The sequence below is a fragment of the Vibrio gallaecicus genome (assembly GCF_024347495.1).
Lineage (GTDB): Bacteria > Pseudomonadota > Gammaproteobacteria > Enterobacterales > Vibrionaceae > Vibrio > Vibrio gallaecicus.
The window spans coordinates 2,880,169-2,906,902 of record NZ_AP025490.1; the positions used below are offsets into that span (position 1 = coordinate 2,880,169).

Annotated in this window: 31 protein-coding genes and 1 riboswitch; of the genes, 17 read left to right on the top strand and 14 right to left on the bottom strand. The window is 41.9% G+C overall.

Annotated features, from left to right (window positions below):
* Positions 1–242 precede the first annotated feature (242 nt).
* The 3 genes from pyrB to OCU78_RS12505 all read left to right on the top strand — a co-directional run bounded on the left by pyrB (position 243) and on the right by OCU78_RS12505 (position 2,173).
* Positions 243–1,172, top strand: coding sequence for an aspartate carbamoyltransferase (gene pyrB / locus OCU78_RS12495; protein ID WP_137375202.1), 930 nt, complete (start codon positions 243–245; stop codon positions 1,170–1,172).
* A gap of 14 nt (positions 1,173–1,186) precedes the next feature.
* On the top strand, positions 1,187–1,648 hold the full coding sequence (pyrI, locus tag OCU78_RS12500) for an aspartate carbamoyltransferase regulatory subunit (protein ID WP_137375201.1): 462 nt from the start codon (positions 1,187–1,189) through the stop codon (positions 1,646–1,648).
* 135 nt (positions 1,649–1,783) lie between these two features.
* Positions 1,784–2,173 (top strand): RidA family protein, encoded by a 390-nt coding sequence (locus OCU78_RS12505; RefSeq protein ID WP_137375200.1) that lies wholly within the window; start codon positions 1,784–1,786, stop codon positions 2,171–2,173.
* Between the two features lie 113 nt (positions 2,174–2,286).
* Here the strand turns inward: OCU78_RS12505 and OCU78_RS12510 are convergent, their stop codons facing one another.
* The 8 genes from OCU78_RS12510 to mlaF all read right to left on the bottom strand — a co-directional run bounded on the left by OCU78_RS12510 (position 2,287) and on the right by mlaF (position 7,752).
* Entirely contained in the window at positions 2,287–3,012 is a 726-nt protein-coding gene (locus OCU78_RS12510; RefSeq protein WP_137375199.1) for a 1-acylglycerol-3-phosphate O-acyltransferase, read from the bottom strand.
* 162 nt (positions 3,013–3,174) lie between these two features.
* Positions 3,175–4,440: a UDP-N-acetylglucosamine 1-carboxyvinyltransferase gene (murA, locus tag OCU78_RS12515; RefSeq protein ID WP_137375198.1), complete on the bottom strand. Its 1,266-nt coding sequence runs from the start codon at positions 4,438–4,440 to the stop codon at positions 3,175–3,177.
* A gap of 8 nt (positions 4,441–4,448) precedes the next feature.
* Complete coding sequence (gene ibaG, locus OCU78_RS12520; RefSeq protein WP_137375197.1) at positions 4,449–4,703, bottom strand: BolA family iron metabolism protein IbaG; 255 nt, start codon at positions 4,701–4,703, stop codon at positions 4,449–4,451.
* Between the two features lie 13 nt (positions 4,704–4,716).
* The gene (locus OCU78_RS12525; RefSeq protein WP_137375196.1) at positions 4,717–5,025 is read right to left on the bottom strand and encodes an STAS domain-containing protein; all 309 of its coding nucleotides are present in this window, start codon (positions 5,023–5,025) and stop codon (positions 4,717–4,719) included.
* Positions 5,025–5,681 (bottom strand): MlaC/ttg2D family ABC transporter substrate-binding protein, encoded by a 657-nt coding sequence (locus tag OCU78_RS12530; protein WP_137375195.1) that lies wholly within the window; start codon positions 5,679–5,681, stop codon positions 5,025–5,027. Before OCU78_RS12530 ends, OCU78_RS12525 begins: the two co-directional genes overlap by 1 nt.
* Positions 5,682–5,685: 4 nt before the next feature.
* Complete coding sequence (gene mlaD / locus OCU78_RS12535; protein WP_137375194.1) at positions 5,686–6,174, bottom strand: outer membrane lipid asymmetry maintenance protein MlaD; 489 nt, start codon at positions 6,172–6,174, stop codon at positions 5,686–5,688.
* 2 nt (positions 6,175–6,176) lie between these two features.
* The gene (mlaE, locus tag OCU78_RS12540; RefSeq protein WP_137375193.1) at positions 6,177–6,956 is read right to left on the bottom strand and encodes a lipid asymmetry maintenance ABC transporter permease subunit MlaE; all 780 of its coding nucleotides are present in this window, start codon (positions 6,954–6,956) and stop codon (positions 6,177–6,179) included.
* A 1-nt stretch (position 6,957) separates the two neighbouring features.
* Positions 6,958–7,752: a phospholipid ABC transporter ATP-binding protein MlaF gene (mlaF, locus tag OCU78_RS12545; protein ID WP_137375192.1), complete on the bottom strand. Its 795-nt coding sequence runs from the start codon at positions 7,750–7,752 to the stop codon at positions 6,958–6,960.
* A gap of 264 nt (positions 7,753–8,016) precedes the next feature.
* On the opposite strand from mlaF, the gene OCU78_RS12550 reads away from it, so the two are divergent.
* From OCU78_RS12550 to mgtE, 12 genes are all read left to right on the top strand, one after another.
* Positions 8,017–8,982, top strand: a complete 966-nt coding sequence (locus tag OCU78_RS12550; RefSeq protein ID WP_137375191.1) for a calcium/sodium antiporter — start codon at positions 8,017–8,019, stop codon at positions 8,980–8,982.
* Positions 8,983–9,027: 45 nt separating this feature from the next.
* The gene (gene kdsD / locus OCU78_RS12555) at positions 9,028–9,999 is read left to right on the top strand and encodes an arabinose-5-phosphate isomerase KdsD (protein WP_137375190.1); all 972 of its coding nucleotides are present in this window, start codon (positions 9,028–9,030) and stop codon (positions 9,997–9,999) included.
* A complete protein-coding gene (gene kdsC / locus OCU78_RS12560) occupies positions 9,999–10,556 on the top strand; it encodes a 3-deoxy-manno-octulosonate-8-phosphatase KdsC (RefSeq protein ID WP_137375189.1) in 558 nt (185 codons plus the stop codon). The genes kdsD and kdsC overlap by 1 nt, the downstream gene beginning before the upstream one ends.
* Positions 10,553–11,116, top strand: a complete 564-nt coding sequence (lptC, locus tag OCU78_RS12565; protein ID WP_137375188.1) for an LPS export ABC transporter periplasmic protein LptC — start codon at positions 10,553–10,555, stop codon at positions 11,114–11,116. Before kdsC ends, lptC begins: the two co-directional genes overlap by 4 nt.
* The gene (gene lptA / locus OCU78_RS12570; RefSeq protein WP_137375187.1) at positions 11,097–11,591 is read left to right on the top strand and encodes a lipopolysaccharide transport periplasmic protein LptA; all 495 of its coding nucleotides are present in this window, start codon (positions 11,097–11,099) and stop codon (positions 11,589–11,591) included. Before lptC ends, lptA begins: the two co-directional genes overlap by 20 nt.
* Before the next feature lie 21 nt (positions 11,592–11,612).
* Positions 11,613–12,338: an LPS export ABC transporter ATP-binding protein gene (gene lptB / locus OCU78_RS12575; RefSeq protein WP_137375186.1), complete on the top strand. Its 726-nt coding sequence runs from the start codon at positions 11,613–11,615 to the stop codon at positions 12,336–12,338.
* 55 nt (positions 12,339–12,393) lie between these two features.
* Positions 12,394–13,866 (top strand): RNA polymerase factor sigma-54, encoded by a 1,473-nt coding sequence (locus OCU78_RS12580; protein WP_137375185.1) that lies wholly within the window; start codon positions 12,394–12,396, stop codon positions 13,864–13,866.
* A gap of 48 nt (positions 13,867–13,914) precedes the next feature.
* Complete coding sequence (hpf, locus tag OCU78_RS12585) at positions 13,915–14,202, top strand: ribosome hibernation promoting factor (protein ID WP_137375184.1); 288 nt, start codon at positions 13,915–13,917, stop codon at positions 14,200–14,202.
* Between the two features lies 1 nt (position 14,203).
* Complete coding sequence (ptsN, locus tag OCU78_RS12590; protein WP_137375183.1) at positions 14,204–14,662, top strand: PTS IIA-like nitrogen regulatory protein PtsN; 459 nt, start codon at positions 14,204–14,206, stop codon at positions 14,660–14,662.
* 4 nt (positions 14,663–14,666) lie between these two features.
* Positions 14,667–15,530, top strand: coding sequence for an RNase adapter RapZ (gene rapZ / locus OCU78_RS12595; RefSeq protein WP_137375182.1), 864 nt, complete (start codon positions 14,667–14,669; stop codon positions 15,528–15,530).
* Between the two features lie 9 nt (positions 15,531–15,539).
* A complete protein-coding gene (locus tag OCU78_RS12600; RefSeq protein ID WP_137375181.1) occupies positions 15,540–15,815 on the top strand; it encodes an HPr family phosphocarrier protein in 276 nt (91 codons plus the stop codon).
* A gap of 158 nt (positions 15,816–15,973) precedes the next feature.
* Complete coding sequence (gene mgtE / locus OCU78_RS12605; protein WP_137375180.1) at positions 15,974–17,329, top strand: magnesium transporter; 1,356 nt, start codon at positions 15,974–15,976, stop codon at positions 17,327–17,329.
* Positions 17,330–17,494: 165 nt separating this feature from the next.
* Here the strand turns inward: mgtE and pmbA are convergent, their stop codons facing one another.
* Positions 17,495–18,838, bottom strand: a complete 1,344-nt coding sequence (pmbA, locus tag OCU78_RS12610) for a metalloprotease PmbA (protein WP_137375179.1) — start codon at positions 18,836–18,838, stop codon at positions 17,495–17,497.
* Between the two features lie 117 nt (positions 18,839–18,955).
* Here pmbA and yjgA point away from each other — a divergent pair, with 117 nt between their 5' ends.
* Complete coding sequence (gene yjgA, locus OCU78_RS12615; RefSeq protein ID WP_137375178.1) at positions 18,956–19,480, top strand: ribosome biogenesis factor YjgA; 525 nt, start codon at positions 18,956–18,958, stop codon at positions 19,478–19,480.
* Positions 19,481–19,624: 144 nt separating this feature from the next.
* On the opposite strand, the gene thiQ is transcribed toward yjgA, so the two are convergent.
* The 5 genes from thiQ to mpl all read right to left on the bottom strand — a co-directional run bounded on the left by thiQ (position 19,625) and on the right by mpl (position 25,287).
* Positions 19,625–20,329: a thiamine ABC transporter ATP-binding protein gene (gene thiQ, locus OCU78_RS12620; RefSeq protein WP_137375177.1), complete on the bottom strand. Its 705-nt coding sequence runs from the start codon at positions 20,327–20,329 to the stop codon at positions 19,625–19,627.
* Positions 20,329–21,942 carry a thiamine/thiamine pyrophosphate ABC transporter permease ThiP gene (gene thiP / locus OCU78_RS12625; protein ID WP_137375176.1) on the bottom strand — a complete coding sequence of 538 codons (1,614 nt, stop codon included), beginning with the start codon at positions 21,940–21,942 and terminating at the stop codon, positions 20,329–20,331. The genes thiQ and thiP overlap by 1 nt, the downstream gene beginning before the upstream one ends.
* Positions 21,943–21,986: 44 nt before the next feature.
* Positions 21,987–22,997 (bottom strand): thiamine ABC transporter substrate binding subunit, encoded by a 1,011-nt coding sequence (gene thiB, locus OCU78_RS12630; RefSeq protein WP_137375175.1) that lies wholly within the window; start codon positions 22,995–22,997, stop codon positions 21,987–21,989.
* A gap of 51 nt (positions 22,998–23,048) precedes the next feature.
* Positions 23,049–23,168: riboswitch (TPP riboswitch) on the bottom strand.
* Between the two features lie 43 nt (positions 23,169–23,211).
* On the bottom strand, positions 23,212–23,835 hold the full coding sequence (locus OCU78_RS12635) for a flavin prenyltransferase UbiX (protein ID WP_137375174.1): 624 nt from the start codon (positions 23,833–23,835) through the stop codon (positions 23,212–23,214).
* A 39-nt stretch (positions 23,836–23,874) separates the two neighbouring features.
* Entirely contained in the window at positions 23,875–25,287 is a 1,413-nt protein-coding gene (gene mpl, locus OCU78_RS12640) for a UDP-N-acetylmuramate:L-alanyl-gamma-D-glutamyl-meso-diaminopimelate ligase (protein WP_137375173.1), read from the bottom strand.
* Positions 25,288–25,570: 283 nt separating this feature from the next.
* Here mpl and fbp point away from each other — a divergent pair, with 283 nt between their 5' ends.
* Positions 25,571–26,581, top strand: coding sequence for a class 1 fructose-bisphosphatase (gene fbp, locus OCU78_RS12645; protein ID WP_137375172.1), 1,011 nt, complete (start codon positions 25,571–25,573; stop codon positions 26,579–26,581).
* The last annotated feature ends 153 nt before the right edge of the window (positions 26,582–26,734 follow it).

Consider the following 26,734-nt stretch of genomic DNA (forward strand, 5'->3'; position numbering starts at 1 on the left):
GTTTCATAACAGTAAAAAAGCTTGATGTAATCGCTTGCGATCACAAATTGAAAGCGTATAATTCTCGGCAATTTGTCTGAGAGTAGTGAAAATGACACCTATCAATGTTGTGAAAATGCCCAATATTGCACGCAAGCTATCTTGCTTGTCTGGTTGTCTATTCTGCTTTTCAGCACGTTTTTAAAGCCTCCCTTATTGGGGGGCTTTTTTATGGCTAATACAAAATAGTAGGGAAGAAGATCATGACGAATTCGCTTTTTCAAAAGCACATTATCTCAATTCCAGAGCTTTCTCGTGAAGAGCTAGAATTGATTGTTCAAACGGCAGGTCAACTCAAAGCAGAACCCAACCCTAATCTTATTAAAAATAAAGTCATTGCGAGCTGCTTCTTTGAGCCTTCAACTCGTACACGTCTGTCTTTTGAAACCGCAATTCAACGTATTGGCGGAGATGTGATTGGGTTTGATAGTGGTGGTAATACTTCTTTAGCTAAAAAAGGCGAGACACTAGCAGATTCGGTGCAGGTGATTTCTTCTTATGTAGATGCTTATGTTATGCGCCACCCACAAGAAGGCGCTGCGCGTCTCGCTTCTGAATTCTCTAATGGTGTTCCAGTTATCAATGCTGGAGATGGTGCGAACCAACACCCCACTCAAACTCTGCTTGACCTATTCTCAATTGCAGAAACACAAGGGCGTTTAGATAACTTGAATGTCGCGTTCGTCGGTGACCTGAAATATGGCAGAACCGTACACTCGCTGACTCAAGCATTGGCTAAGTTCAACAACGTTTGTTTCTACTTTATCGCACCTGAAGCTTTGGCTATGCCAGACTACATCTGTGAAGAACTAGATGAAGCAGGCATTCAATATAAACAGCTATTAGATATGGATAGCGTAATTCCTGAGCTCGATATTTTGTACATGACACGAGTTCAAAAAGAGCGTTTTGACGAATCAGAATATGCTCATATTAAATCGGCTTATATTTTAAATGCTGGGCTTCTTGAAGGTGCTCGTGACAACCTTAAAGTACTTCATCCACTACCACGTGTAGATGAAATTACTACGGATGTTGATAAAACACCTTACGCCTATTACTTCGAGCAAGCTGAAAATGGCGTTTACGCACGTGAAGCTTTACTGGCTCTAGTTCTAAACGAAACCTTGTAATCGGGAGATATAACATGACTAAAGAAACTCAATTGCAAGTTGAAGCAATCAAGAATGGCACCGTGATTGACCATATTCCTGCGAATATCGGCATCAAAGTTCTAAAACTTTTTGATATGCATAATTCAAATCAACGTATCACGATAGGTCTAAACCTTCCGTCTTCAGCTCTAGGTGGAAAAGATTTATTAAAAATTGAAAACGTATTCGTTACAGAAGAGCAAGCAAATAAGTTAGCTCTGTATGCACCGCATGCCACTGTTAACCAAATAGAAGATTACGAAGTCGTTAAGAAACTTGCTTTAGAACTTCCTGAGCAAATCAATGATATTTTTGAATGCCCAAATACCAACTGTATTACGCATAATGAACCCGTTGAAAGTAGCTTCAAGGTCTTTGAGAAGAAAGAAGATATTCGCTTGAAGTGCAAATACTGTGAGAAAGTTTTCGCACGCGAAATCGTGACGGAGAGATAAAGCCAGTTTATTCGTCGTTGCGAATGTCAAAACTATGAAATACCTCGCCTATGCGGGGTATTTTGCTCTTTACCAATCGAAAATTTGGAGGCACACTGAATTTCGATTTTTATCTCATAACTGATGGAATAACCCATGACTAAAGTACTTCATACAGAATCTGCTCCAGCAGCAATCGGCCCATATGTTCAAGGTGTTGATCTTGGCAACATGGTACTGACTTCAGGTCAGATTCCAGTAAACCCAGCAACGGGTGAAGTGTCGGAAGACATCGCAGTACAAGCTCGTCAGTCTCTAGACAATGTTCAAGCTGTTGTTGAAGCGTCTGGTCTAACGGTAAAAGATATTGTGAAACTAACGGTATTCGTAAAAGACCTAAATGATTTTGGAACAGTAAATGAAGTTTACGGTAAGTTCTTCGACGAACATGGCGTAGCAAACTACCCTGCTCGCTCTTGTGTTGAAGTAGCTCGTCTACCAAAAGATGTTGGTATTGAAATCGAAGCTATCGCGGTGCGTAAATAAGTTTCAAATTATCGAATGTACGTGCAAACCAGTTCTGGCTGACTTGTACATTCATTAGAAACAAAAAAGGTTGCCCTGTGGGCAACCTTTTTATTATCTATCGTATGACTAAATTATTTACTATTCAGCTCAATAACTTCTTTATCTAGCGCTTCCAGCTTATCTTTCATTTGCTCTCGGCATTGATTTGCCAATTCGCGTACGTTTGATTTGTCATAACCTTCAACACTCACTGGCGGCAACATTTCAACGATAACATGACCGTTATTCCAACGGTTTAATTTAACATCACCCGTCGAGCTACAAACGATTGGAATAATCGGTAAGCCGGCACCAATAGCAGCATGAAATGCACCCGTCTTAAATGGTAGTAACCCACGCCCGCGTGAACGCGTACCTTCAGGGAACATCCAAACAGACACATCACTTTCTTTTAAATTATTCACAACTTGATCGATAGTGCCAACCGCTTTGCTTCTATTTGCACGGTCAATCAAGATATTACCCGTTAGCCAGTAAAGCTGACCAAATAAAGGCATCCACACTAGGCTTTTCTTACCTACAGTCACGACTTTAGGTGTTACAGCTGATGAAACGGTGAATAAATCCCAACTATTTTGGTGGTTGGCAACATAGACATGCTGACCACGAGAATACGCGTCTTCAGGAATACGTAATTCTAATTTCATGCCAAATATTTTGGACATGTAACCGAAGTAACGACCAAAAGTAAAAACATGCTTTGGATTGCGTGGGCTTAATAAGCAGTAACCGCAGCCAAATACAAACATAAGAATCGCAAAAATAGCGAGGGCAAAAATACGTAATATTGCTATCATTTTGTTCTCCAGAAACACCTTGCTGGTCCCCCATTAGAATGAGGCTCACGACGCTAAAAACAGCGAGGTATAACTATAAATAAATACATCTATAAAAAAGCCGAAACCAAGGTTTCGACTTTCTATTTTTATCGTTTAACTCATTATTCACTAGCGTATGGGCTAGTTTGAATCACGAAAACGTTCGATATTTGCGCCTAGAGCAGACAGTTTATCTTCAATCTTATCGTAGCCACGATCGATGTGATAAATACGGTCTACAATAGTTTCGCCTTGAGCAATGCAGCCCGCGATAACTAGGCTTGCAGAAGCACGTAGATCGGTCGCCATCACTTGTGCACCACTTAACTGGGGCGTATCACCACAAATTGCAGTGTTGCCTTCAATTTCAGCTTTGGCACCCATGCGCTGAAGCTCAGGAATATGCATAAAGCGGTTTTCAAAAATAGTTTCAGTGATAACACCACTACCTTTCGCCATCATATTCAGCAAAGTAAATTGCGCTTGCATATCTGTAGGAAAACCAGGGTGAGGCGCTGTTACGATTTTCACCGCTTTCAGTTCACGGCCCGTCATATCCAGGCTGATCCAATCTTCACCAGTTTCAACTTTCGCACCAGCTTCTTCAAGCTTCGCTAATGCCGCTTCAAGAAGATGAGCACTCGTGTTACGACAAATCACTTTACCGCCAGAAACAGCAGCAGCAACTAAGAATGTCCCCGTTTCAATACGGTCGGCAACAACAGCATGTTTACCACCACCAAGACGTTCTACGCCTTCAATCGTAATAGTGTCTGTACCTGCTCCTGAAATCTTAGCGCCTAACTTATTAAGGAAATCAGCAGTATCAACAATCTCTGGCTCACGAGCAGAATTATCAAGTACTGTTTTACCTTCAGCTAGTGTTGCTGCACACATTATAGTAATAGTGGCACCTACGCTCACTTTATCCATCACGATATGTGCGCCTTTAAGGCGACCATCAACACTTGCTTTAACGTAACCGTCTTCTAATGTAATTGTTGCACCTAGTTGCTCAAGACCGTGGATATGAAGATCCACAGGGCGAGCACCAATTGCACAACCACCAGGAAGTGACACTTGACCTTGACCAAAACGAGCTACCAATGGACCTAAAGCCCAAATAGAAGCACGCATCGTTTTAACTAAGTCATAAGGAGCACATAGTTCATTGATCTCACGACCATCAACATGAACACTACCGTTACGTGATACTTTTGCACCTAATCGCTTAAGCAATTCCATCGTGGTATCAATATCACGAAGGTGAGGTACATTACTTACTTCTACAGGCTCTTCTGCAAGAATAGAAGCAAATAAAATAGGGAGCGCAGCATTTTTTGCGCCTGAGATCGTTACTTCGCCATTAAGTGGCTTATCCGATCCAATAACTCGAAACTTTTCCATCATAAACCTTACAGAGACATCAGTTTCTTATCGCGTTCCCACTCTTCTGGCGTGTAAGCCTTAATAGAAAGAGCGTGGATATCATTGCGTTGAATGTATTCCATTAAAGGACCATAAATAAGTTGCTGTTTTTTCACTCGGTTCATACCGTCAAAACAAGCATCTATTGCAACCACTTCATAGTGGCTACCTTCACCCTTTACGATAAGTTCTTGTAGGCCTAACGCCTCTGTTAATAATTCTTGTACTTTTGTGCTGTCCACAAATAGCTCCTGCCTAATCTTTTAAGTGTTTTGCCATCAATGGCTGGATATTGCTCAATTGGAACAACGTTCGTAATTGTTCTGGCACGAAACTGAGCATTATATGACAGTTTTGATTTTTTGCATGCTCTATTAAGTGAATTAGCATCACCATTCCAGCCGAATCAATGCGATTTACTTGATTTAAGTCGACTTGAACTTCAGATTCAGCCGTTTTCCAACTCTCCAATGTTAACCATAGCAATGGAACTGACTCTCTGTCTAAATCCCCCGAGAGCTGAAACGTATCAATGCTGATTGATTTCCATTGAGGATGTGACATTACTTAGCCCCTTCAAAACGAATTGGCTGTTGCGCCAAACGATCTAGATCTTGTGCAACTGAAACAATACCCTGCTGGCGTATTTTACTGTTCCATTCAGATTGCTTGCTAGAAAGTAAGCTAATGCCTTCCGCAATCATATCAAAAGCTTTCCACTCACCAGATTTTTTATCTTTACGTAATTTAAATTCAAGTTTGATATTAGGACGTGGAGTCGCAATGATATCGACTTTTACGCTAGTAATACGGCTGCTTTCTTTTAACTTAGTTTCTGGTCCAAATTCAATTTTTTGGTCAGTGTACTGAGTCAAAACTTGCGCATACGATGTCACTAGATAGCCATAAAAAGCATCAATAAAAATACGTACGTCTTTTTTATCCGCACCTTTTAAATTGGGTCCTAATAGCTTTAACGCCGCATATTGAGAATTGACGTATGGCATCAACTCTTCTTCAACGATGACTTTCAATAATTCAGGATCGTTCTGAATATTAACTTGCTCATCTTTCAATCGAGAAAAAGCTTGGTCAGCGACTTGCTTCATCATGTGATAAGGCTGAGTTTTATCTATCGTTTCTTTTTTATCAGTCGACTCTGCAAAAACATTCACAGAAAAGAGCAGAGCCGTCAGGGTAATAAATAATTTCTTCAGCATGTCATTATTCCTTTGTCGTTTCTTCTGAGCCGCCAACACTGTACAAAACCTGACCTATAAGGTCTTCAAGTACTAAAGCGGATTTAGTGTCTTCAATAAAGTCACCATCGACTAGCATTTCTTCATCTTCAAAGACAAAACCTGGCACTAAGCTAATGTACTGCTCACCGATCAACCCTGAAGTCAGAATCTTCGCACTTGAAGTTTCTGGGAATTGCGAATATTTCGATTCAATAGAAAGATTTACAACTGGTAAGTAACTCTCGCTATCTAATTCGATACTCGTAACACGACCTACAACCACACCGCCAACTTTGACAGGTGAACGTACTTTTAAGCTACCAATATTGTCGAATGTCGCCTTTAAAGAGTAAGTATGGTTTGAACCAAGACCTTTTACGTCAGCGACTTGAAAAATCATGATTAAGATTGCGCAAATTCCGGCGATAACAAAAGTACCGACCCATAATTCTAATTTTCGTGTTTGTTGCATGATTAATTCCCGAACATCAATGCTGTAAGAACAAAATCTAGCCCCAATACAGCTAGAGAAGAGTGCACAACAGTGCGTGTGGTTGCGCGGCTAATACCTTCAGAAGTAGGTATTGCATCGTAACCATTAAATAGAGCAATCCAAGTCACTGTAATAGCAAAGAACATACACTTAATTAAGCTGTTGCCTATGTCTCTACCTAACTCAACAGAAGACTGCATCGCAGACCAAAAACTACCATGATCAATTCCTTTCCAATCAACACCGACAAGTTGACCGCCCCAAACCCCCACGGCCATAAAGATCATAGCAAGTAGTGGCATTGAAATTAATCCAGCCCATAAACGAGGTGCAATTACACGCTTTAAGGGATCCACTGCCATCATTTCTAAGCTAGACAATTGCTCGGTCGCTTTCATCAAACCAATTTCGGCAGTTAAAGCTGAACCAGCACGGCCGGCAAAAAGCAGAGCCGTCACAACCGGTCCTAGTTCACGTAATAGCGATAGTGCCACCATTTGTCCAAGGCTACCTTCAGCACCATAATCGATAAGAATCACGTAGCCTTGTAAACTCAAAACCATTCCGATAAAAAGTCCAGATACGATAATAATCGCGAGAGACTGCACGCCTACGCTGTAAAGCTGCTTAACTAATAGAGGGCAGTTTTTGAAACGAGGAACGCCAACTAGGGCTCCGAATAACATTAGACTTGCACGCCCAAAAGCTTCACAAATGGCTAATGCTCTTTGTCCAACGCTCGCGATATAATTGGAGATCATTTTAGAACAAGTCCTTTTCAATACTCTGAGCGGGGAAACGGAAAGGCACTGGGCCATCCGCGTCACCTTGTAAGAATTGCAGCACCCTTGGATCGTTACTTTGACGTAGTTCCTCCGGGGAGCCACTCGCGATGACTTTTCCATCGGCGAGTAAATAGACAAGGTCGGCAATACTCATCACTTCAGGAACATCATGTGAAACCACGATAGATGTCAAATCAAGTGCTTGGTTCAAGCTGCGGATAAGCTTAACTAAGACTCCCATCGTAATAGGGTCCTGCCCAACAAAAGGTTCATCGTACATAATAAGTGTAGGATCTAGCGCAATAGCACGAGCTAGAGCCGCACGCCTTGCCATACCACCAGAAAGCTCACTTGGCATTAGTTGCGCAGCGCCACGAAGCCCTACCGCCTCAAGTTTAAGCTTAACAATCGAGTCAATGAACTTCTCACTTAAATCCGTATGTTCACGTAGTGGAAATGCGACATTATCAAATACCGTTAGATCCGTAAAAAGCGCACCAGATTGAAACAGCATGCTCATTTTTTTACGGGCTTGATATAGATTTCGGCGTGACAGTGATGGGATATTATCTCCATCAAACCACACCTTCCCCGTATCAGGAGGTAATTGACCGCCAATAATACGCAGCAAAGTTGTTTTACCTATACCGGATGGCCCCATGATCGCAGTGATCTTGCCTTTGGGTACGAGTAGGCTAATGTCATCAAAAATAGTTCGTTCGCCGCGAGAGAAAGTTAAGTTCTCTACTCTAACGAGTTCATTATTTCTCATAGTATGGCTCTATCCTTGATCTAAAAAGCATCGTTAATTCGGTTCATGATAAGCACTATGTATAATAATTAAAAGCACTGTTCGATTTATTCTAGTGCTCATCCAACCTCTTCTAAATAATAAAATTCATGATTATTTTTAAAAGCGATTAAGTTTGTTTACAGCAAACCAACAATTAATTGAAACAGTGACTTCCCTTTTACTTAGCAACAAGTCAAAATTAGCGGTTAATTACCCCCATTTAACTCATTTGTAGGAATCATCATGCTTGAAGCCATCGCGTTTCTAATTGTCGGTCTTGTTTTTTTAGTTTGGAGTGCAGATAAGCTTGTATATGGTGCTGCTGCTCTTGCTCGTAACGTAGGTATTTCACCTCTTGTTATTGGTATGACAATTTTAGCTATGGGTTCTTCAGCTCCTGAAATGATGGTTTCAGCTACCGCGGCTTTAGATGGAAAAACGGATACTGCGGTTGGTAACGTTCTTGGTTCTAATATTGCAAATATCGCCCTTATATTAGGTATTACCGCTCTCATTAAACCGCTTTCAATCAGCTCTGGTGTTATTCGCAGAGAACTTCCCCTTATGATTGGTGTCACCTTATTAGCCGGTGCTCTATTATGGGATAATCACCTTGGTTTCTATGAAGGCGTTCTTTTGTTTGTGCTTTTTGCCGCATTCTTAATTGCTATGTTACAGATTAGCCGTAAAGAAAAAGTCAATGGCGATGCTTTTGTTGATGAGCAAGAATCAGAAGTCCCTGAAGGCGTAAGTAATCCAAAAGCCATTATGTGGGTAGTGATTGGTTTGATTATTCTTCCGCTAGCTGCCGACATGCTTGTCGATAACGCTGTGGTTATCGCAAAATACTTTGGTATGAGTGATCTAGTTATCGGTCTAACGATCATTGCTATTGGCACAAGTTTACCTGAATTAGCCGCTTCTCTAGCGGGTGTTATGAAGGGTGAAGACGACATGGCCGTAGGTAATATCATTGGTTCTAATGTATTCAACATCCTAGCGGTAATGGGCATCCCAGGTATATTAAACCCATCCATTCTCAGTGAATTTGCAATGGGTCGTGATTTTTGGGTCATGCTAGGCGTTTCTTTATTACTTGTACTTATGGCGCTTGGTAAATCTCGTAGCGTTAATCGTATAGAAGGTGGCATTCTAGTCATACTGTTCCTTGCATACCAAGGTTACTTGCTAATGAATATGACGGCTTAATCACGCCTTATACAACGAACAAAACCTAATTTTCTGGAGTATTTGATGCCTAAGTCTTTCGATTATCGCAGTGTCGCTAAACAAGTATTAGAGACCGAGATTGCAGGTCTAACTCAACTGGAACAGTATTTTAATGACCAGTTTTGCCAAGCTTGTGAGCTTATCCTTAATAACAAAGGCAAAGTAGTTGTTATGGGGATGGGGAAATCTGGACACATAGGCAAAAAGATAGCGGCAACACTTGCCAGCACCGGTACTTCAGCATTTTTTGTTCACCCAGGGGAAGCCGCTCATGGTGACCTTGGAATGATTGAGCCCGGTGATATTGTACTTGCCATCTCTAACTCCGGAGAGTCAGGAGAGATCTTGAGCCTTTTCCCTGTTCTTAAGCGGTTAGATATCCAAATATTGAGCATGACGGGCAAGCCAAACTCAAACATGGCAAAACTCGCAGATATTCATTTACAAATAACGGTTCCAGCAGAAGCTTGCCCACTTGGTTTAGCCCCAACAACAAGCACAACAGCCACACTGGTTATGGGAGATGCTCTTGCAGTTGCTTTGCTTCAAGCAAGAGGCTTCACTGCTGAAGACTTCGCCCTATCACACCCAGGTGGTGCGCTAGGCAGAAAGTTACTGTTAAAATTAGAAGACATCATGCATACGGGTGAAGCCCTGCCAGTTGTAGCTCCTGAAGCATTAGTTCGTGATGCCTTATTAGAAATTTCCCAAAAAGGCCTGGGGATGACTGCGATTGTTGATAACACAGGTAATATGGTCGGAATATTTACGGATGGAGATTTAAGACGCATCCTCGATAAGCGTATAGATATTCACACCACCGCCATCGGTGAAGTAATGACATCGAAGCCAACCGTAGCTGAGCCAAACATGCTAGCGGTTGAAGGTTTAAACCTTATGCAAGATAAAAGCATCAATGGTCTCATGTTGTGTCATGAAGGAAAGCTTGTCGGTGCGCTAAATATGCATGACCTATTAAAAGCAGGAGTAATGTAATGACTCAATCTGTTCAAACATTATATGGCGAAGTTGACGCTAACGTATTCAATATCGCAAAAGACATTAAGCTACTGATCTGCGACGTAGATGGTGTTTTTTCTGACGGTCGTATCTATATGGGAAATAATGGTGAGGAATTAAAAACCTTCCATACCCGTGATGGCTATGGTGTTAAATCTTTAATGAATGCTGGAATTGAAATCGCCATCATTACAGGTCGAAAATCACAAATTGTCGAAAACAGAATGAACGCGCTTGGTATTAAGCTCATTTACCAAGGTCAAGATGACAAAGTAAAAGCTTACCAAGACATTTGCACCAAGTTATCGGTTGCACCGGAACACACTGGTTACATTGGGGATGACTTGATCGACTGGCCTGTCATGGAGCAGGTTGGTTTAAAGGTCTGTGTTGCCGATGGTCACCCTTTATTAGCACAACGCGCTAACTACGTTACCAGTATTAACGGCGGTCATGGCGCGGTTCGCGAAGTCTGCGACCTGATCTTACAAGCAAGAAATGAACTTGATCTGCATAAAGGCTTAAGCATATGACTTTGCCTCGTATTATCTATTTAATACTAGTCTTTGTGTGTTCTTGGTCAACATATTATTTGTATGATAAATCTCAGGGTCATACAATACAGGTCGCTCCAAATTTAGAATTGCCTATTTTTAGCGGAAAAAATCTAGACAACATTACCTATAACCAACAAGGCATACGCAGTTACGAAATTGAATCGAGCCATTTAGAGTACTTTTCAAAAAGTGGCGATACTATTTTTGAAAACCCGGTTTTATCGGTCTTTCGAGATGGTCATACGATTGAATGGCAAGTAACCGCAAGGCGTGCTGTTATGAGTGAAGAGCAAGAACTAACACTCTATGATAATGTTGCCATTAAGAACCTATTACCAGAAGCAAGCTTTGATACAATGACAACTAACAAGCTTGCAATTGAGTTAACAAATCGAGATTTTAGATCAGAAACGGCAGTTCACATGATCGGTCCATTATTTGAAACAGAGGGACAAGCTATGGAAGGTAATTTCGATAGCAATACTGCAACCCTCTTAAATACTGTCCAAGGTAGATATGAAACTCTTACACCTTAGCCTACTTGCCTTTGCTTTTGCTTCACCTAACGCTTTAGCGTTAACTTCAGATACTGAGCAGCCTGTTTATATTGATTCAGACAGTCAGCAGCTTGATATGAAAAGTAATAAAGTCACTTTTCAAGGCGATGTAAAGCTGAAGCAAGGCAGCATTAATATCAATGCCGATAAAATAGTTGTAACTCGAGATGCCACTACTGGTGAGATCGCTGCTATTAATGCGTTTGGCATACCAGCGACATTTTCTCAGCTCACAGACGATGGGAAAACACTGGATGGGCAAGCCAATAATCTAAACTACCAGCTACAAACCGATAAGTTAATCATGACTAAGAATGCGCAACTGTCCCAAGATGGAAATACCATTAGCGGTTCAAGTATTACTTATCAAATTTCGTCACAAAAGCTCGTTGCTGATAGTGATAAAGATGAGCGAGTAACAACGGTATTACAGCCAACTCAAGTGAACAAATAACGGCGCAAGTGACCAATAATTATGGCAATATTAAAAGCACAAAATCTCGCGAAAACATACAGTAAACGGAAAGTTGTCACTGATGTAAGCTTGCAAGTCGAGTCAGGGCAAATTGTCGGCTTACTCGGACCTAATGGTGCGGGTAAAACTACCTCTTTCTATATGATTGTAGGTCTGGTTGCTCGTGATGAAGGCACTATCAGCATTGATGATAATGACATCAGTATTTTGCCTATGCATAGCCGTTCGCGTTTAGGTATTGGTTATTTACCGCAAGAAGCATCCATATTCCGCAAGCTTTCAGTTGAACATAATATTATGTCGGTTCTTCAGACTCGTGATGAACTGACTCATGAACAGCGACAAGATAAGCTTGAAGATCTTCTTGAAGAATTCCATATCCAACACATCAGAACCAGTGCAGGTATGGCGCTATCAGGTGGAGAACGACGCCGGGTTGAAATCGCAAGAGCACTTGCAGCAAACCCGCAGTTCATTTTACTTGATGAACCTTTCGCTGGTGTTGACCCAATCTCCGTCATTGATATCAAAAAAATCATTGAGCATTTGCGAGATAGAGGCTTAGGCGTTCTCATTACTGACCATAACGTACGCGAAACATTAGACGTATGTGAAAAAGCATACATCGTGAGCCAAGGCCATCTTATTGCTGAAGGAACACCTGAAGACGTTCTCAATAACGAACAAGTAAAACAAGTTTATCTAGGTGAACAATTCCGTCTATGATTAGATAGAGAGCATCAAGAAAGTCTAAAAATAATAATTAGGTAAGTACTACTGAATGAAACCCTCATTACAACTTAAGCTTGGCCAACAGTTAGCTATGACGCCTCAATTGCAGCAAGCCATTCGCTTGTTACAATTGTCGACTCTGGATTTACAGCAAGAAATTCAAGAAGCGTTAGAGTCAAACCCATTACTTGATGTGGAAGAAGGTGGTGAAGATACGCCTTCAACTGATGACAAAGCCACAAGTGAAGCAAAGGAAAACTCAGCAGACACTCCAGAAGCAACATCTGAGCCCGACTTACCTGATAGCTCAGACCTTATCGAAAAATCTGAAATTGGTAATGAACTAGAAATAGATACTACCTGGGAAGATGTTTACACCTCCAATACAGGTAATACCGGTATTGCTATTGATGACGACATGCCAGTTTATCAAGGTGAAACAACCGAAAGCCTTCACGACTATTTATTATGGCAACTCGACCTAACCCCTTTTAGTGAAACCGACCGAACGATTGCTCTAGCGCTAATTGATGCCGTTGATGACCACGGCTACTTAACGGTTTCACTTGAAGATATTTTAGAAAGTTTCAATAGTGAAGAAGTTGAACTTGATGAGATCGAAGCCGTTCGTAAACGTGTTCAACAATTTGATCCTCTCGGTGTTGCATCCATAAATTTACAAGACTGTTTATTACTTCAACTGGCGACCTTCCCCGAAGAAACGCCTTGGTTGAATGAAGCTAAATTGGTTTTATCCAATCATATCGACCAACTTGGTAACCGAGACTATAAGCTAGTTATTAAAGAAACTAAGCTAAAAGAAACAGAACTACGTGAAGTTCTGCAGCTGATTCAACAACTCGATCCAAGACCTGGCAGCAAAATCACACCCGATGAAACTGAATACGTTGTGCCAGATGTATCTGTATTTAAAGATCATGGCAAATGGCTAGTAACCATCAATCCAGACAGCATTCCTAAATTAAAAGTAAATCAGCAATATGCTCAATTGGGTAAAGGCAACAGTGCCGACAGTCAATACATACGCTCAAATTTACAAGAAGCAAAGTGGCTAATTAAAAGCCTAGAAAGCCGAAATGAAACTTTACTCAAAGTATCAAGGTGTATTGTTGAACATCAACATGGTTTCTTTGAATATGGTGAAGAAGCCATGAAACCAATGGTACTAAATGATGTGGCTTTAGATGTCGACATGCATGAATCTACGATCTCTCGAGTCACCACTCAAAAGTTCATGCATACCCCACGCGGCATCTTCGAACTAAAATATTTCTTCTCTAGCCATGTCAGTACAGATAATGGCGGAGAGTGTTCATCTACAGCAATTCGCGCTTTAATCAAAAAGTTGGTGGCGGCTGAAAATACAGCCAAGCCTCTTAGCGATAGCAAAATTGCTGCCTTACTGGCTGACCAAGGAATTCAGGTAGCTAGACGGACGATAGCAAAATACCGTGAATCCCTGGGCATTTCCCCCTCGAGTCAGCGTAAACGCCTGTTATAAGCTAGCTTAATTAGTTAAAACCAGGCACCCAAATGAAAAGGAAAGTCTATGCAAATCAATATCCAAGGCCACCACGTTGATCTTACCGATTCAATGCAAGACTATGTTCACTCTAAATTCGAAAAACTTGAACGTTTCTTTGATCATATCAATAGCATTCAAGTTGTATTACGAGTTGAGAAAGTAAACCAAATTGCAGAAGCAACATTGCATGTCAATCAACATGACATCCATGCTACTGCGACCGATGAAAGCATGTATGCAGCTATAGATGCTTTAGTCGACAAACTCGTTCGCCAACTCAATAAGCACAAAGAAAAGTTAAGTAGTCACTAACATGCAATTAAGCGAAGTACTTTCATTGAACTGCACCAAAAGTGCAGTTCAATGCACCAGTAAAAAAAGAGCCCTAGAGCTAATCAGCCAAATAGCAGCAGAAAACAGTGGGCAAGATTCTACTGAACTTTTTGAATGCATGCTCAGCCGTGAAAAAATGGGTAGTACAGGCATTGGTAATGGTATCGCCATTCCACATGCGCGTATGAATGCTAGCGATAAAGCCATCGCTGTTTTATTACAATGCCAAGATCCTATCGAGTTTGATGCTATCGATAACCGACCTGTAGATCTTTTATTTGCACTGCTAGTTCCCAGTGAACAATGTAAGGAGCACCTCAAAACGCTTTCTTGCATGGCAGAAAGGCTCAATGATAAACAAACCTTGAAACAGCTCCGCAACGCCCAGAGCGATCAAGAGCTTTATGAGATCATGACTAATGTGCAAACCTGCGAGTGATAAGATGAGATTAATCGTTGTTAGCGGTCAGTCTGGTGCAGGAAAAAGTGTGGCGCTTCGTGTTTTAGAAGACTTAGGCTATTACTGCGTTGATAACTTGCCTGTTGCTCTGCTTAGTGCCTTTGTTTCTTCCATCAAAGACAGTAACCAAAACGTAGCGGTCAGTATTGATATCCGTAACTTGCCTAAAGAGCCGACATTAGTTTCTGACGCTCTCGACCAGATAAAGGCATCGAACGACATAGATGTCGATGTTCTATTTTTAGATGCAGACAAAACAACCTTACTCAAACGCTACAGCGAAACACGCCGTATTCACCCGTTATCACTCAGCTCTGAAAAGCTTTCTCTTGATCAAGCTATTGAACTTGAAAAAACACTTCTATCTCCACTCATTGAGCAAGCTAACCTCGTTTTAGATAGCAGTAATCAAACCCTCTATGAGTTAAGCGAAACCGTTCGTTTCAAAATTGAAGGCAAAGAAAAACAAGATCTCATCATAGTATTTCAATCGTTTGGATTTAAATATGGTCTTCCAAGCGACGCTGATTATGTCTTCGATGTTCGATTCTTACCAAATCCACATTGGGAACCGGCTTTACGTCCAATGACAGGTCTCGATGCTCCCATCCATTCATTTCTCGAAAAACACAAAGAAGTGATTGAACTCAAACAGCAGATCCAAGGCTTTGTTGAGCAGTGGTTGCCTATGTTAGAGAAAAACAACCGCAGCTACTTAACCGTCGCGATAGGTTGCACTGGTGGTAAACACCGTTCGGTCTACCTAACTCAAAAAATTGGTGAGTACTTCTCTGAACTCGGTCATCAAGTACAGATCAGACACGCCTCTTTAGAAAAAAACAAATAGAGACTAAGCATGGAACTCACGCGAACCGTATTAATACAAAATCGACTTGGTTTACATGCGAGAGCCGCAGTAAAGCTTGTCGAATTGGCACAGAGCTATACTGCGACCATTACCGTCCATAGCGAAGAAGACAAGACGGCTACAGCAGACAGCGTGATGGGACTCTTAATGCTAGAATCAGCTCAAGGGCAGAACATCACAATTCAGGCATCAGGAGTCGATGCTCAAGAAGCGTTGGATGCAGTTTGTCATTTAATTGAAGATAAATTTGATGAGGGTGAGTAGCCCCATTTTTTCTATGCATTTACATCCCGTCAGCTCCTTCATATTCGCACTTCAATTATTCTCAATTTAATTCCCTAACGTAATAAGTTCTTATTAAATAAGGGCTAGAATTAAGTTACTATTCGAAACACTGTAATAATAACGACTTAGGGGGCAGAATGGCCGAACAACTAGAATTTGACCAAGCTCACCAAACCCTACAAGAAGTCAGCGAAGCCTTAGAAAACGGTCGTTTTGTCCATGTACGTCGACAACTTCAGGATATGGAACCTGAAGATATCGCACACCTTTTAGAAGCATCTCCGCGAAAAAGTCGTGAAGTACTTTGGCAACTCACAGACCCTGAAGACTACGGTGAAATTCTTGATGAACTTAACGAAGACGTAAAAGATGCGTTGGTGTCAAAAATGGCACCCGAAACGCTCGCAGAAGCAACTGAAGGTATGGAGACCGACGATGTTGCCTACGTACTTCGAAGCTTACCTGATGATGTATCTCGTGAAGTCCTATCTCAAATGGACTCGGTTGATCGAGCTCTTGTCGAAACCGCACTGTCTTACCCGGAAGATTCTGCAGGCGCATTGATGAACACCGATGTTGTCACCATCCGTGGTGATGTCGATATCGATGTTGTACTTCGTTATATGCGAATGCGCGGTGAATTGCCTGATGCAACAGATGCTCTTTATGTCATCGATGAAGACAATCGACTAATCGGTAATTTATCTATTACGGCACTGATTACCACTCAGCCTGATGTTCAAGTTTCTGAAGTCATGGAGAATGCCGACGAAGCCATTGCCGTTGAAACTAGCGCGTCTGATATCGCCAGCCTTTTTGAACGTCGAAATTGGGTTTCAGCTCCAGTTGTAGATGAAAATCAGCACCTAGTCGGTCGTATTACGATCGATGACGTTGTCGACGTAATTCGTGAAGATGCCGAGCACTCCATGATGAGTATGGCGGGTATGGATGATGACGAAGATACCTTTGCACCAGTAGTAAAATCAGCACGTCGTCGAAGCGTCTGGTTAGGTGCAAACGTACTTGCTGCCCTTGCTGCTGCTTCTGTTTCCAATATGTTTGAAGCCACTTTAGATCAGATGGCTGCCATTGCCGTATTGATGACGATTGTACCTTCTATGGGTGGCGTTGCGGGTAACCAAACGGTCGCGCTAGTGATCCGTGGTTTAGCTCTGGGTCACATCGGTGACAGTAACAAACGTGAACTACTGCTAAAAGAAGCGGCAATTGGTTTTCTAAACGGTGTACTTTGGGCTGTGATCATTGGTGGTATTGTGGTTGCTTGGAAAGGTAACTGGATACTGGGCGGGATCATCTCCGCGGCAATGATGACCAATTTAATTGTTGCAGGCATAGCAGGGGTAACAATTCCTGTCATGCTAAAGAAAATGAATATCGACCCCGCACTCGCAGGTGGTATGGCGCTTACAACAGTGACTGATGTGATTGGCTTATCGGTATTCCTAGGGTTAGCAACGATTCTTATCTAAATTTATCGTACTTGGCTCATCTATCTAGCTGAGCCATTTAACTCGTTCATTTAGAGAATGCACTTAAGGCAATACTAAGTTTTAAATATTAATAAACAAGCACTTAATACCAAACACAAAAAAGGGAGCATAATCGCTCCCTTTTCTTTATTTAAAGTTTCTAACTTACTCGCCAGCAACCTTCATTGATTCCAATAAAATAGAACCTGTTTGTATTTGTGAACGCGTTTCCACGTCATTACCCACAGCGACTATTTGGGTGAACATGTCTTTTAAATTACCCGCAATCGTTACTTCTGATACTGGATATTGAATCTCACCGTTTTCTACCCAGAAACCAGCAGCGCCACGAGAATAATCGCCTGTCACTGTATTCACGCCCTGCCCCATTACTTCTGTAACAAGGAAGCCAGTACCCAGTTCTTTAAGCATTTGCTCAAAGTTCTGACCTGTCGATTTAACAAACCAGTTATGAATACCACCAGCGTGACCTGTTGAAGTCATATCCATTTTACGCGCAGCGTAGCTTGTCAGTAGATAAGTCGCTAACACACCGTCAGTAATAATCTCACGGTCTTGAGTGAAGACGCCTTCACTATCGAAGGGGCTAGAAGCTAAGCCGCGTAATACATGTGGCTTTTCAGAAATGTTAAACCACTCTGGTAAAATTTGTTTGCCTAGGTGATCCAATAAGAATGAAGACTTGCGATATAGATTGCCACCACTGATAGCCATCACTAAATGACCAACTAGACCTGTTGCAACATCAGGAGCAAACATTATCGGGTATTTACCTGTAGCGAGCTTTCTTGCATCTAAACGGCTAACGGTTTTTTCTGCCGCTTCTTGACCAACACGCTCAGGCGTCCACAAATCATCACGGTGACGAGCAAGCGTATAGCTGTAGTCTCGTTCCATTTCGCCATTTGCACCTTCACCAATCACACAACAGCTCGTGCTGTGACGACTTGAAGCATAGCTTGCTAATAATCCATGGCTATTACCATAAACCTTCACGCCATAATGGCTATCGTAGCTTGCACCATCACTTTGCTTAATTTTGTCACTATAAGCTAAAGCTTGTCTTTCAGCTGCAATCGCAATTTCAGCGGCAACATCAGGATTAGGTTCATCAGGGTGGAATAAATCAAGATCTGGAATCTCTTGAACCATTAATTCTTTCGGTGCAGGACCTGCATATGGGTCTTCAGAAGTGTACTGAGCAATATCTAATGCAGCAGCAACAGTCTGAGCGATAGCTTTTTCACTAAGATCAGATGTTGATGCGCTGCCTTTCTTCTGACCGCGATAAACAGTAATACCAAGCGCACCATCACTATTAAATTCAACGTTTTCCACTTCACACATGCGAGTAGAAACACTTAATCCCGTTGATTTAGTTATTGCGACTTCAGCTGCGTCTGAGCTGACTGATGCCATGTCTAATGCTTTCGCTACTGCGGCTTCTAACTCAACACGTTGCTGAGCGACTTGCTGTTTCACATCCATATCTAATCTAATTTTAAGTATCAATATTCGTTAGGATAACAAGAATTTCGCATTCTCCCCAAGATTCTTGCTAAAATAGGCGTATATTCGTTTGAGATAGTGATATAGGCAGAAAAGATGGCTCGCAAAAACCAAAAAGCCCCATGGGAACCAGAAGAAGAAATCATCTGGGTAAGTAAGACAGAAATGAAAACGGACATGGACGCCCTGCAAAAGCTGGGAGAAGAGCTTGTTGAATTAAAGCCTTCGATTCTTGATAAGTTTCCTTTGTCTGAAGATCTGGCTTTAGCGATTAAAGATGCACAGCGCTTTAAGAACGAAGCAAAGCGACGTCAACTTCAATACATTGGTAAAGTAATGCGCAATGTAGATCCTGAGCCAATTCAAGCTGCTTTAGATAAGATTCGCAACAAACACTCTCAAGCAACAGTTGAACTGCACAAACTAGAACAACTGCGTGACCGCGTTGTTGCTGAAGGCGATAAAGCTATTTCAGAAGTGATGGACATGTACCCTGAAGCAGACCGTCAGCGTCTTCGCCAGCTCGCTCGCCAAGCTAACAAAGAGAAATCAGCGAATAAGCCAGCCAAGTCTTCTCGTGAGATTTTCCAAATCTTAAAAGAGTTAAAGCTAGGCGACTAACCTTCGCCCCTCTTTACTCAGAAAGATAATAAAAGACCTAGCACATGCTAGGTCTTTTGGTTTTAGAAGTGCTTAATATCGATATGTACTGAAGTATTAAGATGTACTTAGCCTCAATATGTATTGACTATCAAAGTTCAGTCGTCACTCACCCGCTTTAACAAATGAGCTCAATTCTTGCTGGGAATGATCAGCCGTCAGTACCTCTATCGAGTCTTCAACCAGCACCTTACCGAGTGCCACAAAAACAAACTTATTCGCGATACTGCGTGCATCACCTAAATGGTGAGTCACCATCAAGACCGTAATATTTCGCTCTGCCGCTAATCGCTTCACTAGGTTAAGCATTTCCTCACGAAGCAAAGGGTCAAGTGCTGAGAAAGGTTCATCAAGTAACCAGATATCATGAGGCTGAACAAAACAGCGGGCAAGCGCGACACGCTGACGCTGACCGCCAGATAAATGCTCCGGCAATCTATCTAAATATTCCGCCACTCCAACTTGTGCTGCAGCCTGCTCAACTTCGAGCTTTTGGGTTACTGTAAGCTTTAAACCCGGATGCAACCCTAAGCCAATATTTTCACGTACCGTGAGGTGGGCAAACAGGTTGTGTTCTTGAAACAGCATAGCCAATGGACGTTGATGCGCTTCCTTACCAATAAGCGATTGCCCTGCCACAGAGATCTCACCCGATGTAGGCTCGATAAACCCAGCAACCAGCGCCAATAGTGTGGACTTTCCGGCACCGCTCGGTCCCATCAACGCGACAATGTCGCCCTGCTCAGCTTGAAAGTCAAAGCGAAACAACTCTCGGTGATAGTGGTAGTCCACCTCTTTCATCACTAACATTATCGGTTCCTTAATTCTTTCGCGTTAGAATTTGAGTTTCGAGTAAATAAAAATTCAATCAGACTAAAACTGCCCACACTCAGTAGCAATAAACTCACAGAAACCACCGCAGCCGCCTCCATTTGATAACTGCCTAGCAATTGGAATAAATACAAAGGTAACGTTCTAAAATCATGACTGCCAAATAAAGCAATTGCGCTTAAGTCACCTATAGCTAACATAAAACTAATCGCAAACGCTTGTGCCATCGGCTTTCGTAACGCTCGCCATTCCACTAACCTGAATCGAGTCAGTCCCGTCATACCCAAACTTGGACATAAATATTGATATTGCTGAGCTAGGTGCAACATAGGTTGCGCAAGGGTTTTAATCACATAAGGCAATGCCATTAAACTGTTTACCGCAACCACAACGAAAAAGGCTAAGCTAAAAACATCGGTAAATGATCGAAGTAACAAGAATAAACCAGTACTGATCACTAGCCCTGGTGTCACCAAAATAATGGTGCCCACTAATTCAATTTTATCGGCTTTGAAGTTTTTGCCATGCAGACGCCAAGCTCGGCTAGTTATAAGAATCGCGATACCAATGATCATCGCAATAATACTGGCAAGCACGGCCACTTTTAATGATGTTCCAAGAGCGTTCCAAAAAGGCGCACTGGTTAAGACATTAAAACCTTGCGCATTAATACCACTAATGATGACCATGACCAAAGGTGGTAGCACAAGCAGTGAAACAGCTATGATCCAAAAGCTATCCCACCCTTTTGACCAATAAGTATCTTTCACTAAATACTTATCATCAGACTGTTGGCTAGGAGTAACAGAGATCGGTTTAGAGAGGCGTTGAATACTGATCGCGAGGACACCGCACAATAGCATTTGCCAAATCGCCAGTATCGCCCCCGCCTGTAAATCAAAATCAAACTTAATCGCTTGATAAATGGCGAGTTCTATAGTGGTCGATTTCGGACCGCCACCTAATGCCATGACAGTTGCAAAACTAGTAAAGCACAGCATAAACACTAAGCCACATACATGAGGAAGCTGCTGGCGTAACCTAGGCCATTCTACCCATTTAAACTTATCCCAATGCGTCATTCCTAAATGAGCACACAGCTTGTGCTGTTCTGCAGGCACCGTCTCAATCGCTTGTAATAAAAGCCGGCTAGCGTAAGGCAAATTGAAAAAGACATGCGCAAGCAAAATGCCATTTAGACCGTAGATTGAAAATGGGAGTTTAATATCAAATTGAGCGAGCCCTTTAGCCAACCAACCACTGTTGCCATAAATAGCTAGAATCCCAAACACACCAACGAGAACAGGAAGAACTAAGGTAGAGGCAAAAAGCCGCAATAAAATACTTCGCCCAGGGAACTGACGGCGAGATAAAGCATGAGCAACAGGAATAGCAAAAAGCACACTTAATACCATCGAAAGTGTAGCTTGATAGAAACTGAACTTTGTTACATGCCAATAGTAAGGGTCTGACCATACTTGGCTTATATCAAGAGTAGGGGCATTGCTAAGCAATGCCCCTACTGATGAGATAACAAAAGCGGCAATGAGTAACGCAACCCATAAGCCAATCTTTGGAATCGAATTTAACATGTCGCTCCGTTAAAAATGTTTCACTTGAGAACCAAAAAGAACGATTAAAATGTTAAAGCACTTTGCCATTCACGGATCCAAGTCTTACGATTTTCTGCTACTTCATCTGAAGAAAAGCTCAGTGCATTACTTGGCACTGTCAACGCTTCAAAGCCTTCAGGTAATTTAACGCCAGTCACAGGGTACATCCAATTTCCGGTTGGCATGGCAGATTGGAAGCCATCGCTTAAAATGAACTGCATGAATTCATCAGCAAGCTTTTCATTTTTGCTGCCTTTCACTTTTGCGGCAACTTCAACTTGGGTGTAATGACCTTCAGCAAAATTTGCGGCTGCGTATTTTGAGTCGCTTTCTGCAATAATGTGATAAGCAGGTGACGTCGTGTAAGAAAGCACTAAATCAGATTCACCCTCTAAAAACATAGAGTAAGCTTCAGACCAACCTTTCGTCACGGTTACTGTCTTTTTCGCTAGCTGTTTCCATGCTTGAGTCGTGTCGTCACCATACACAGACTTCATCCAAAGCATTAAACCTTGACCAGGTGTTGAGGTGCGAGGATCTTGATAAATCACTTTAAGGTCATCACGTTGCTCAACTAATTCTTTTAAGCTTTTTGGCGGGTTTTCTAGCTTTTCTTTATTGTAAACAAAAGCAAAGTAACCAAAGTCGAACGGTACAAACGTATTATCGCTCCAACCATTAGGCAGAGTAACAGCAGAAGTATCTACTTTATGCTCAGCCAATAAACCTGTTTTTTTCGCTTCAGCCATCAGGTTGTTATCTAAACCTAAAATGATGTCAGCCTTACTATTGCCACCTTCAAGACGCAGTCGATTTAAAATAGACACACCATCCTCTAAAGCAACAAAGTTAACATCACAGCCACACTGCGCTTCAAATGCTTTTTCTACTGCTGGTCTAGGTCCCCAATCAGCAGCAAAAGAATCGTAGGTATACACCGTTAATGTACTATTAGCCGCTAGTGTACTATCAGCAGCTAAAGCTGAAAATGAAGTCACTGTTGCTAAAGCAAGAGTAGTTAATGCAAATTTCACTGGACGCTCTCCATGGTCATGAGCGGCACAGGTTTGAGGGAGGATAAATAGGTAGGATCCTAACTCAATTCCTACGCCAGCATTATCTGGTTCAGGTTTACGGGTCCCAAGGTTAAACTTGATCTCAGCTAACATTCATAAATCGAATGCTTCGCTCCCCGATGAGTGATTTGGATTGTAATTGGAATTGACTCAATAAGCTATAACGATCCCGTTACTTGCGTTGATCATATCCCCAACGTGGCACTAAACCTTGCTCAACACCAAGGTGATCCAAAATTCTCGCCACCATAAAATCCACCAGATCTTCAATGGTCTTAGGTTGATGATAAAAACCCGGAGCAGCGGGCATAATAGTCACACCCATAGTGGATAACTTATGCATGTTCTCTAAATGCAGTGTAGAAAATGGAGTTTCTCTTACCACCAACAATAATTGTCCACGCTCTTTCATCACCACATCAGCGGCGCGTTCAATCAAATTATCTGACATTCCATGAGCGATAGACGCAACACTTCCTGCTGAACATGGGCAAACCACCATCTGCTTAGGAGCAGCAGAACCAGATGCCACAGGCGAAAACCAATCATCCTTGCCGCATACAATCAGCTTTTCAGGATCGCAATTTAAGTGCTTAACCAGCACCGCTTTTGCTGCGTCTGGACCCGCTGGCAATTTAAGATCATGTTCCGTTGCCATGACTACGCGAGCCGCAGAAGAAATGAGTAGATACACTTGATAATCAGCAGCAAGTAAACACTCTAATAAACGTAAGCCATAAGGGGCGCCAGAAGCGCCAGTAAAAGCTAATGTGATGGCTTTATTCTTTGTCGTCATGATCTCAATTACTTCTTATTAATAATTCTATGGTGAGTGTTAATTCTTGCTTGCAAGTGCATCCAGTAACTTTTGATGGATACCGCCAAAGCCGCCATTACTCATCACAAGTATTTGGTCTTGTGGTTGTGCTTCAGCAACGATTCTTGATACGAAAGCATCCATATCATCACTCACATAAGCGGGTTGATGACATGCGTCAGCAATATCTTGAACTGACCAATCAATATTATCAGGCTGGAACAAGTACGTGGAATCAGCTTGCTTTAAAGAGTCAGCTAATGTCTCTTTATGAACACCTCGCTTCATCGTGGCAGAGCGAGGTTCCAGAACCGCGATAATTTTCTGCTCACCCACCTTATTACGTAACCCACCTAAAGTAAGTTCAATTGCTGTAGGGTGATGAGCAAAATCGTCATACACCTTCACCTTCGCAACTTCGCCTTTTAATTCTAAACGACGCTTCGTATTAATAAACTTAGCAAGAGATTCACAGCCTAGGTCGGGAGTAACGCCCACATGACGAGCCGCTGCAATTGCCATCAATGCATTATTTACATTGTGGTCGCCAACAAGATCCCAATCCACCGTTCCGACTTTTTCATTTTGGAAGTAGACATTAAATTGAGAACCATCTTTAACTAACTTTTCAGCACGCCAATCATTCAAACTTTCTTCACTAGGCTGATTCACTAAAATATCAGTTTCTTGATTCAATGAAGCTTCACTGCTGTATTCAGTTTCACTCCAACAACCACGTTCCAGTACATCTTCAATGGCAGTATCTTGTCTTGGGGAGAAAATTCGACCATTGCTTGGAACAGTGCGTACCAAATGATGAAATTGACGCTTAATTGCCTCTAAATCATCAAAAATATCCGCATGATCGAACTCTAAATTATTCATGACTAAGGTTCTTGGATGGTAGTGAACAAACTTAGAACGTTTATCGAAAAAAGCACTGTCATACTCATCGGCTTCGACTACGAAAAACATACTCTCACCTAAGCGAGCTGAGATGCCGAAATTGCCAAGCACCCCTCCCACCAAAAAGCCTGGGGCATAGCCACAGTCTTCTAAAATCCAAGCTAACATGCTCGATGTGGTCGTTTTTCCGTGTGTCCCAGACACAGCAAGAACCCAACGGTCATGCAGTAAGAACTCTTGTAGCCACTGGGGGCCAGACGTGTATTTTAGATTGTTGTTAAGTACATATTCGACACATGGGTTACCGCGGCTCATCGCATTTCCAATCACCACTAAATCCGGTCTTGGCTCTAACTGCTGAGGATCAAACCCTTCAATAATCTCAATGCCTTGGGATTCTAAAAGCGTGCTCATAGGTGGATAAACATTAGCATCGCTTCCTGTCACTTTATGACCCAATTGACGAGCTAAAACAGCGGCACCACCCATAAAAGTGCCACAAATCCCTAAGATGTGAATATGCATAAGTTACTTCCAAATACTTGTCGAAAAGTGCTAGTGAAATGAACAATTTCTCAATAAAACTATTTGCATTACTTATCACGAATCGGCTTGTAAAAGCGAGCAGCAATGCAAAACAAATTTAGTCGACATTGTAACTGAGATCTCTGTCGCTTAGTTCATTACCATTAAAAAGATCTACCCCGTAGAATTTAACTTAAGTGTCTAGGTGAATAAAGCCCACTAGAGGTCAGGTTCAGTAGCACTAAAATCCCCCACTATATTTAGAGAAGCTTAAGGAATTAACATGTCTGAGATGCGCACCCTTGGCGAGTTTATTGTTGCAAAACAAAATGACTTCCCTCACGCAAGCGGTGATCTTTCATCCCTTCTATCATCAATTCGTCTTGCTGCAAAAATCGTAAACCGTGAAATCAATAAAGCAGGTCTAGTTGATATTACTGGTGCAGTTGGTACAGATAATGTTCAAGGTGAAGAGCAGCAAAAGCTTGATCTATACGCTAATGACAAATTTAAAGCCGCTCTAGAAGCTCGCGATCAAGTTTGTGGTGTTGCGAGTGAAGAAGAAGACGAAGCTGTTGCTTTTAACAAGGAACTGAACAAAAACGCTAAGTACGTTGTACTTATGGATCCTTTGGATGGTTCATCAAACATTGATGTGAATGTTTCAGTTGGTACTATTTTCTCTATCTACCGCCGAGTATCCCCAATCGGTACACCTCCAACTCAAGAAGATTTCTTGCAGCCTGGTAACAAACAAGTCGCTGCTGGCTATGTGGTTTATGGTTCATCAACCATGCTGGTTTATACTACAGGTAAAGGGGTAAATGGTTTCACTTACGACCCTTCACTAGGTACTTTCTGTCTATCTCATGAAAACATGCTGATTCCAGATGAAGGTCGAATCTACTCAATCAATGAAGGTAACTACATTCGTTTCCCAACGGGTGTTAAGAAATACATCAAATACTGCCAAGAAAGTGCGCCAAGTGAAGGACGTCCATATACTTCACGTTATATTGGTTCATTGGTATCTGACTTTCACCGTAACCTTCTTAAAGGCGGTATCTACTTATACCCGAGTACTGAAAGCCATCCTCAAGGTAAGTTACGTCTACTTTACGAATGCAACCCAATGGCATTTATTATGGAGCAAGCGGGTGGTACTGCGTCTGACGGAGTAACCCGTATTATGGATTTAAAACCAACTGAATTGCACCAGCGTGTCCCATTCTTTGTTGGCTCACCAAGTATGGTGAAAAAGGTTGAAGAGTTCTTGGAATTAAACCAAGACTAACCTAACTTCCAAATTGAAACGCTTACTTCGGTAGGCGTTTTTTTTTGCGAGGAAGATAATAATGAGAAGGTATTTTAACCCCGCAAAGTTTACCGCTTCGCCGATTTACAGCTAAAGTTGAATGATAGTTAACCAACTTAATATGGTTATTTT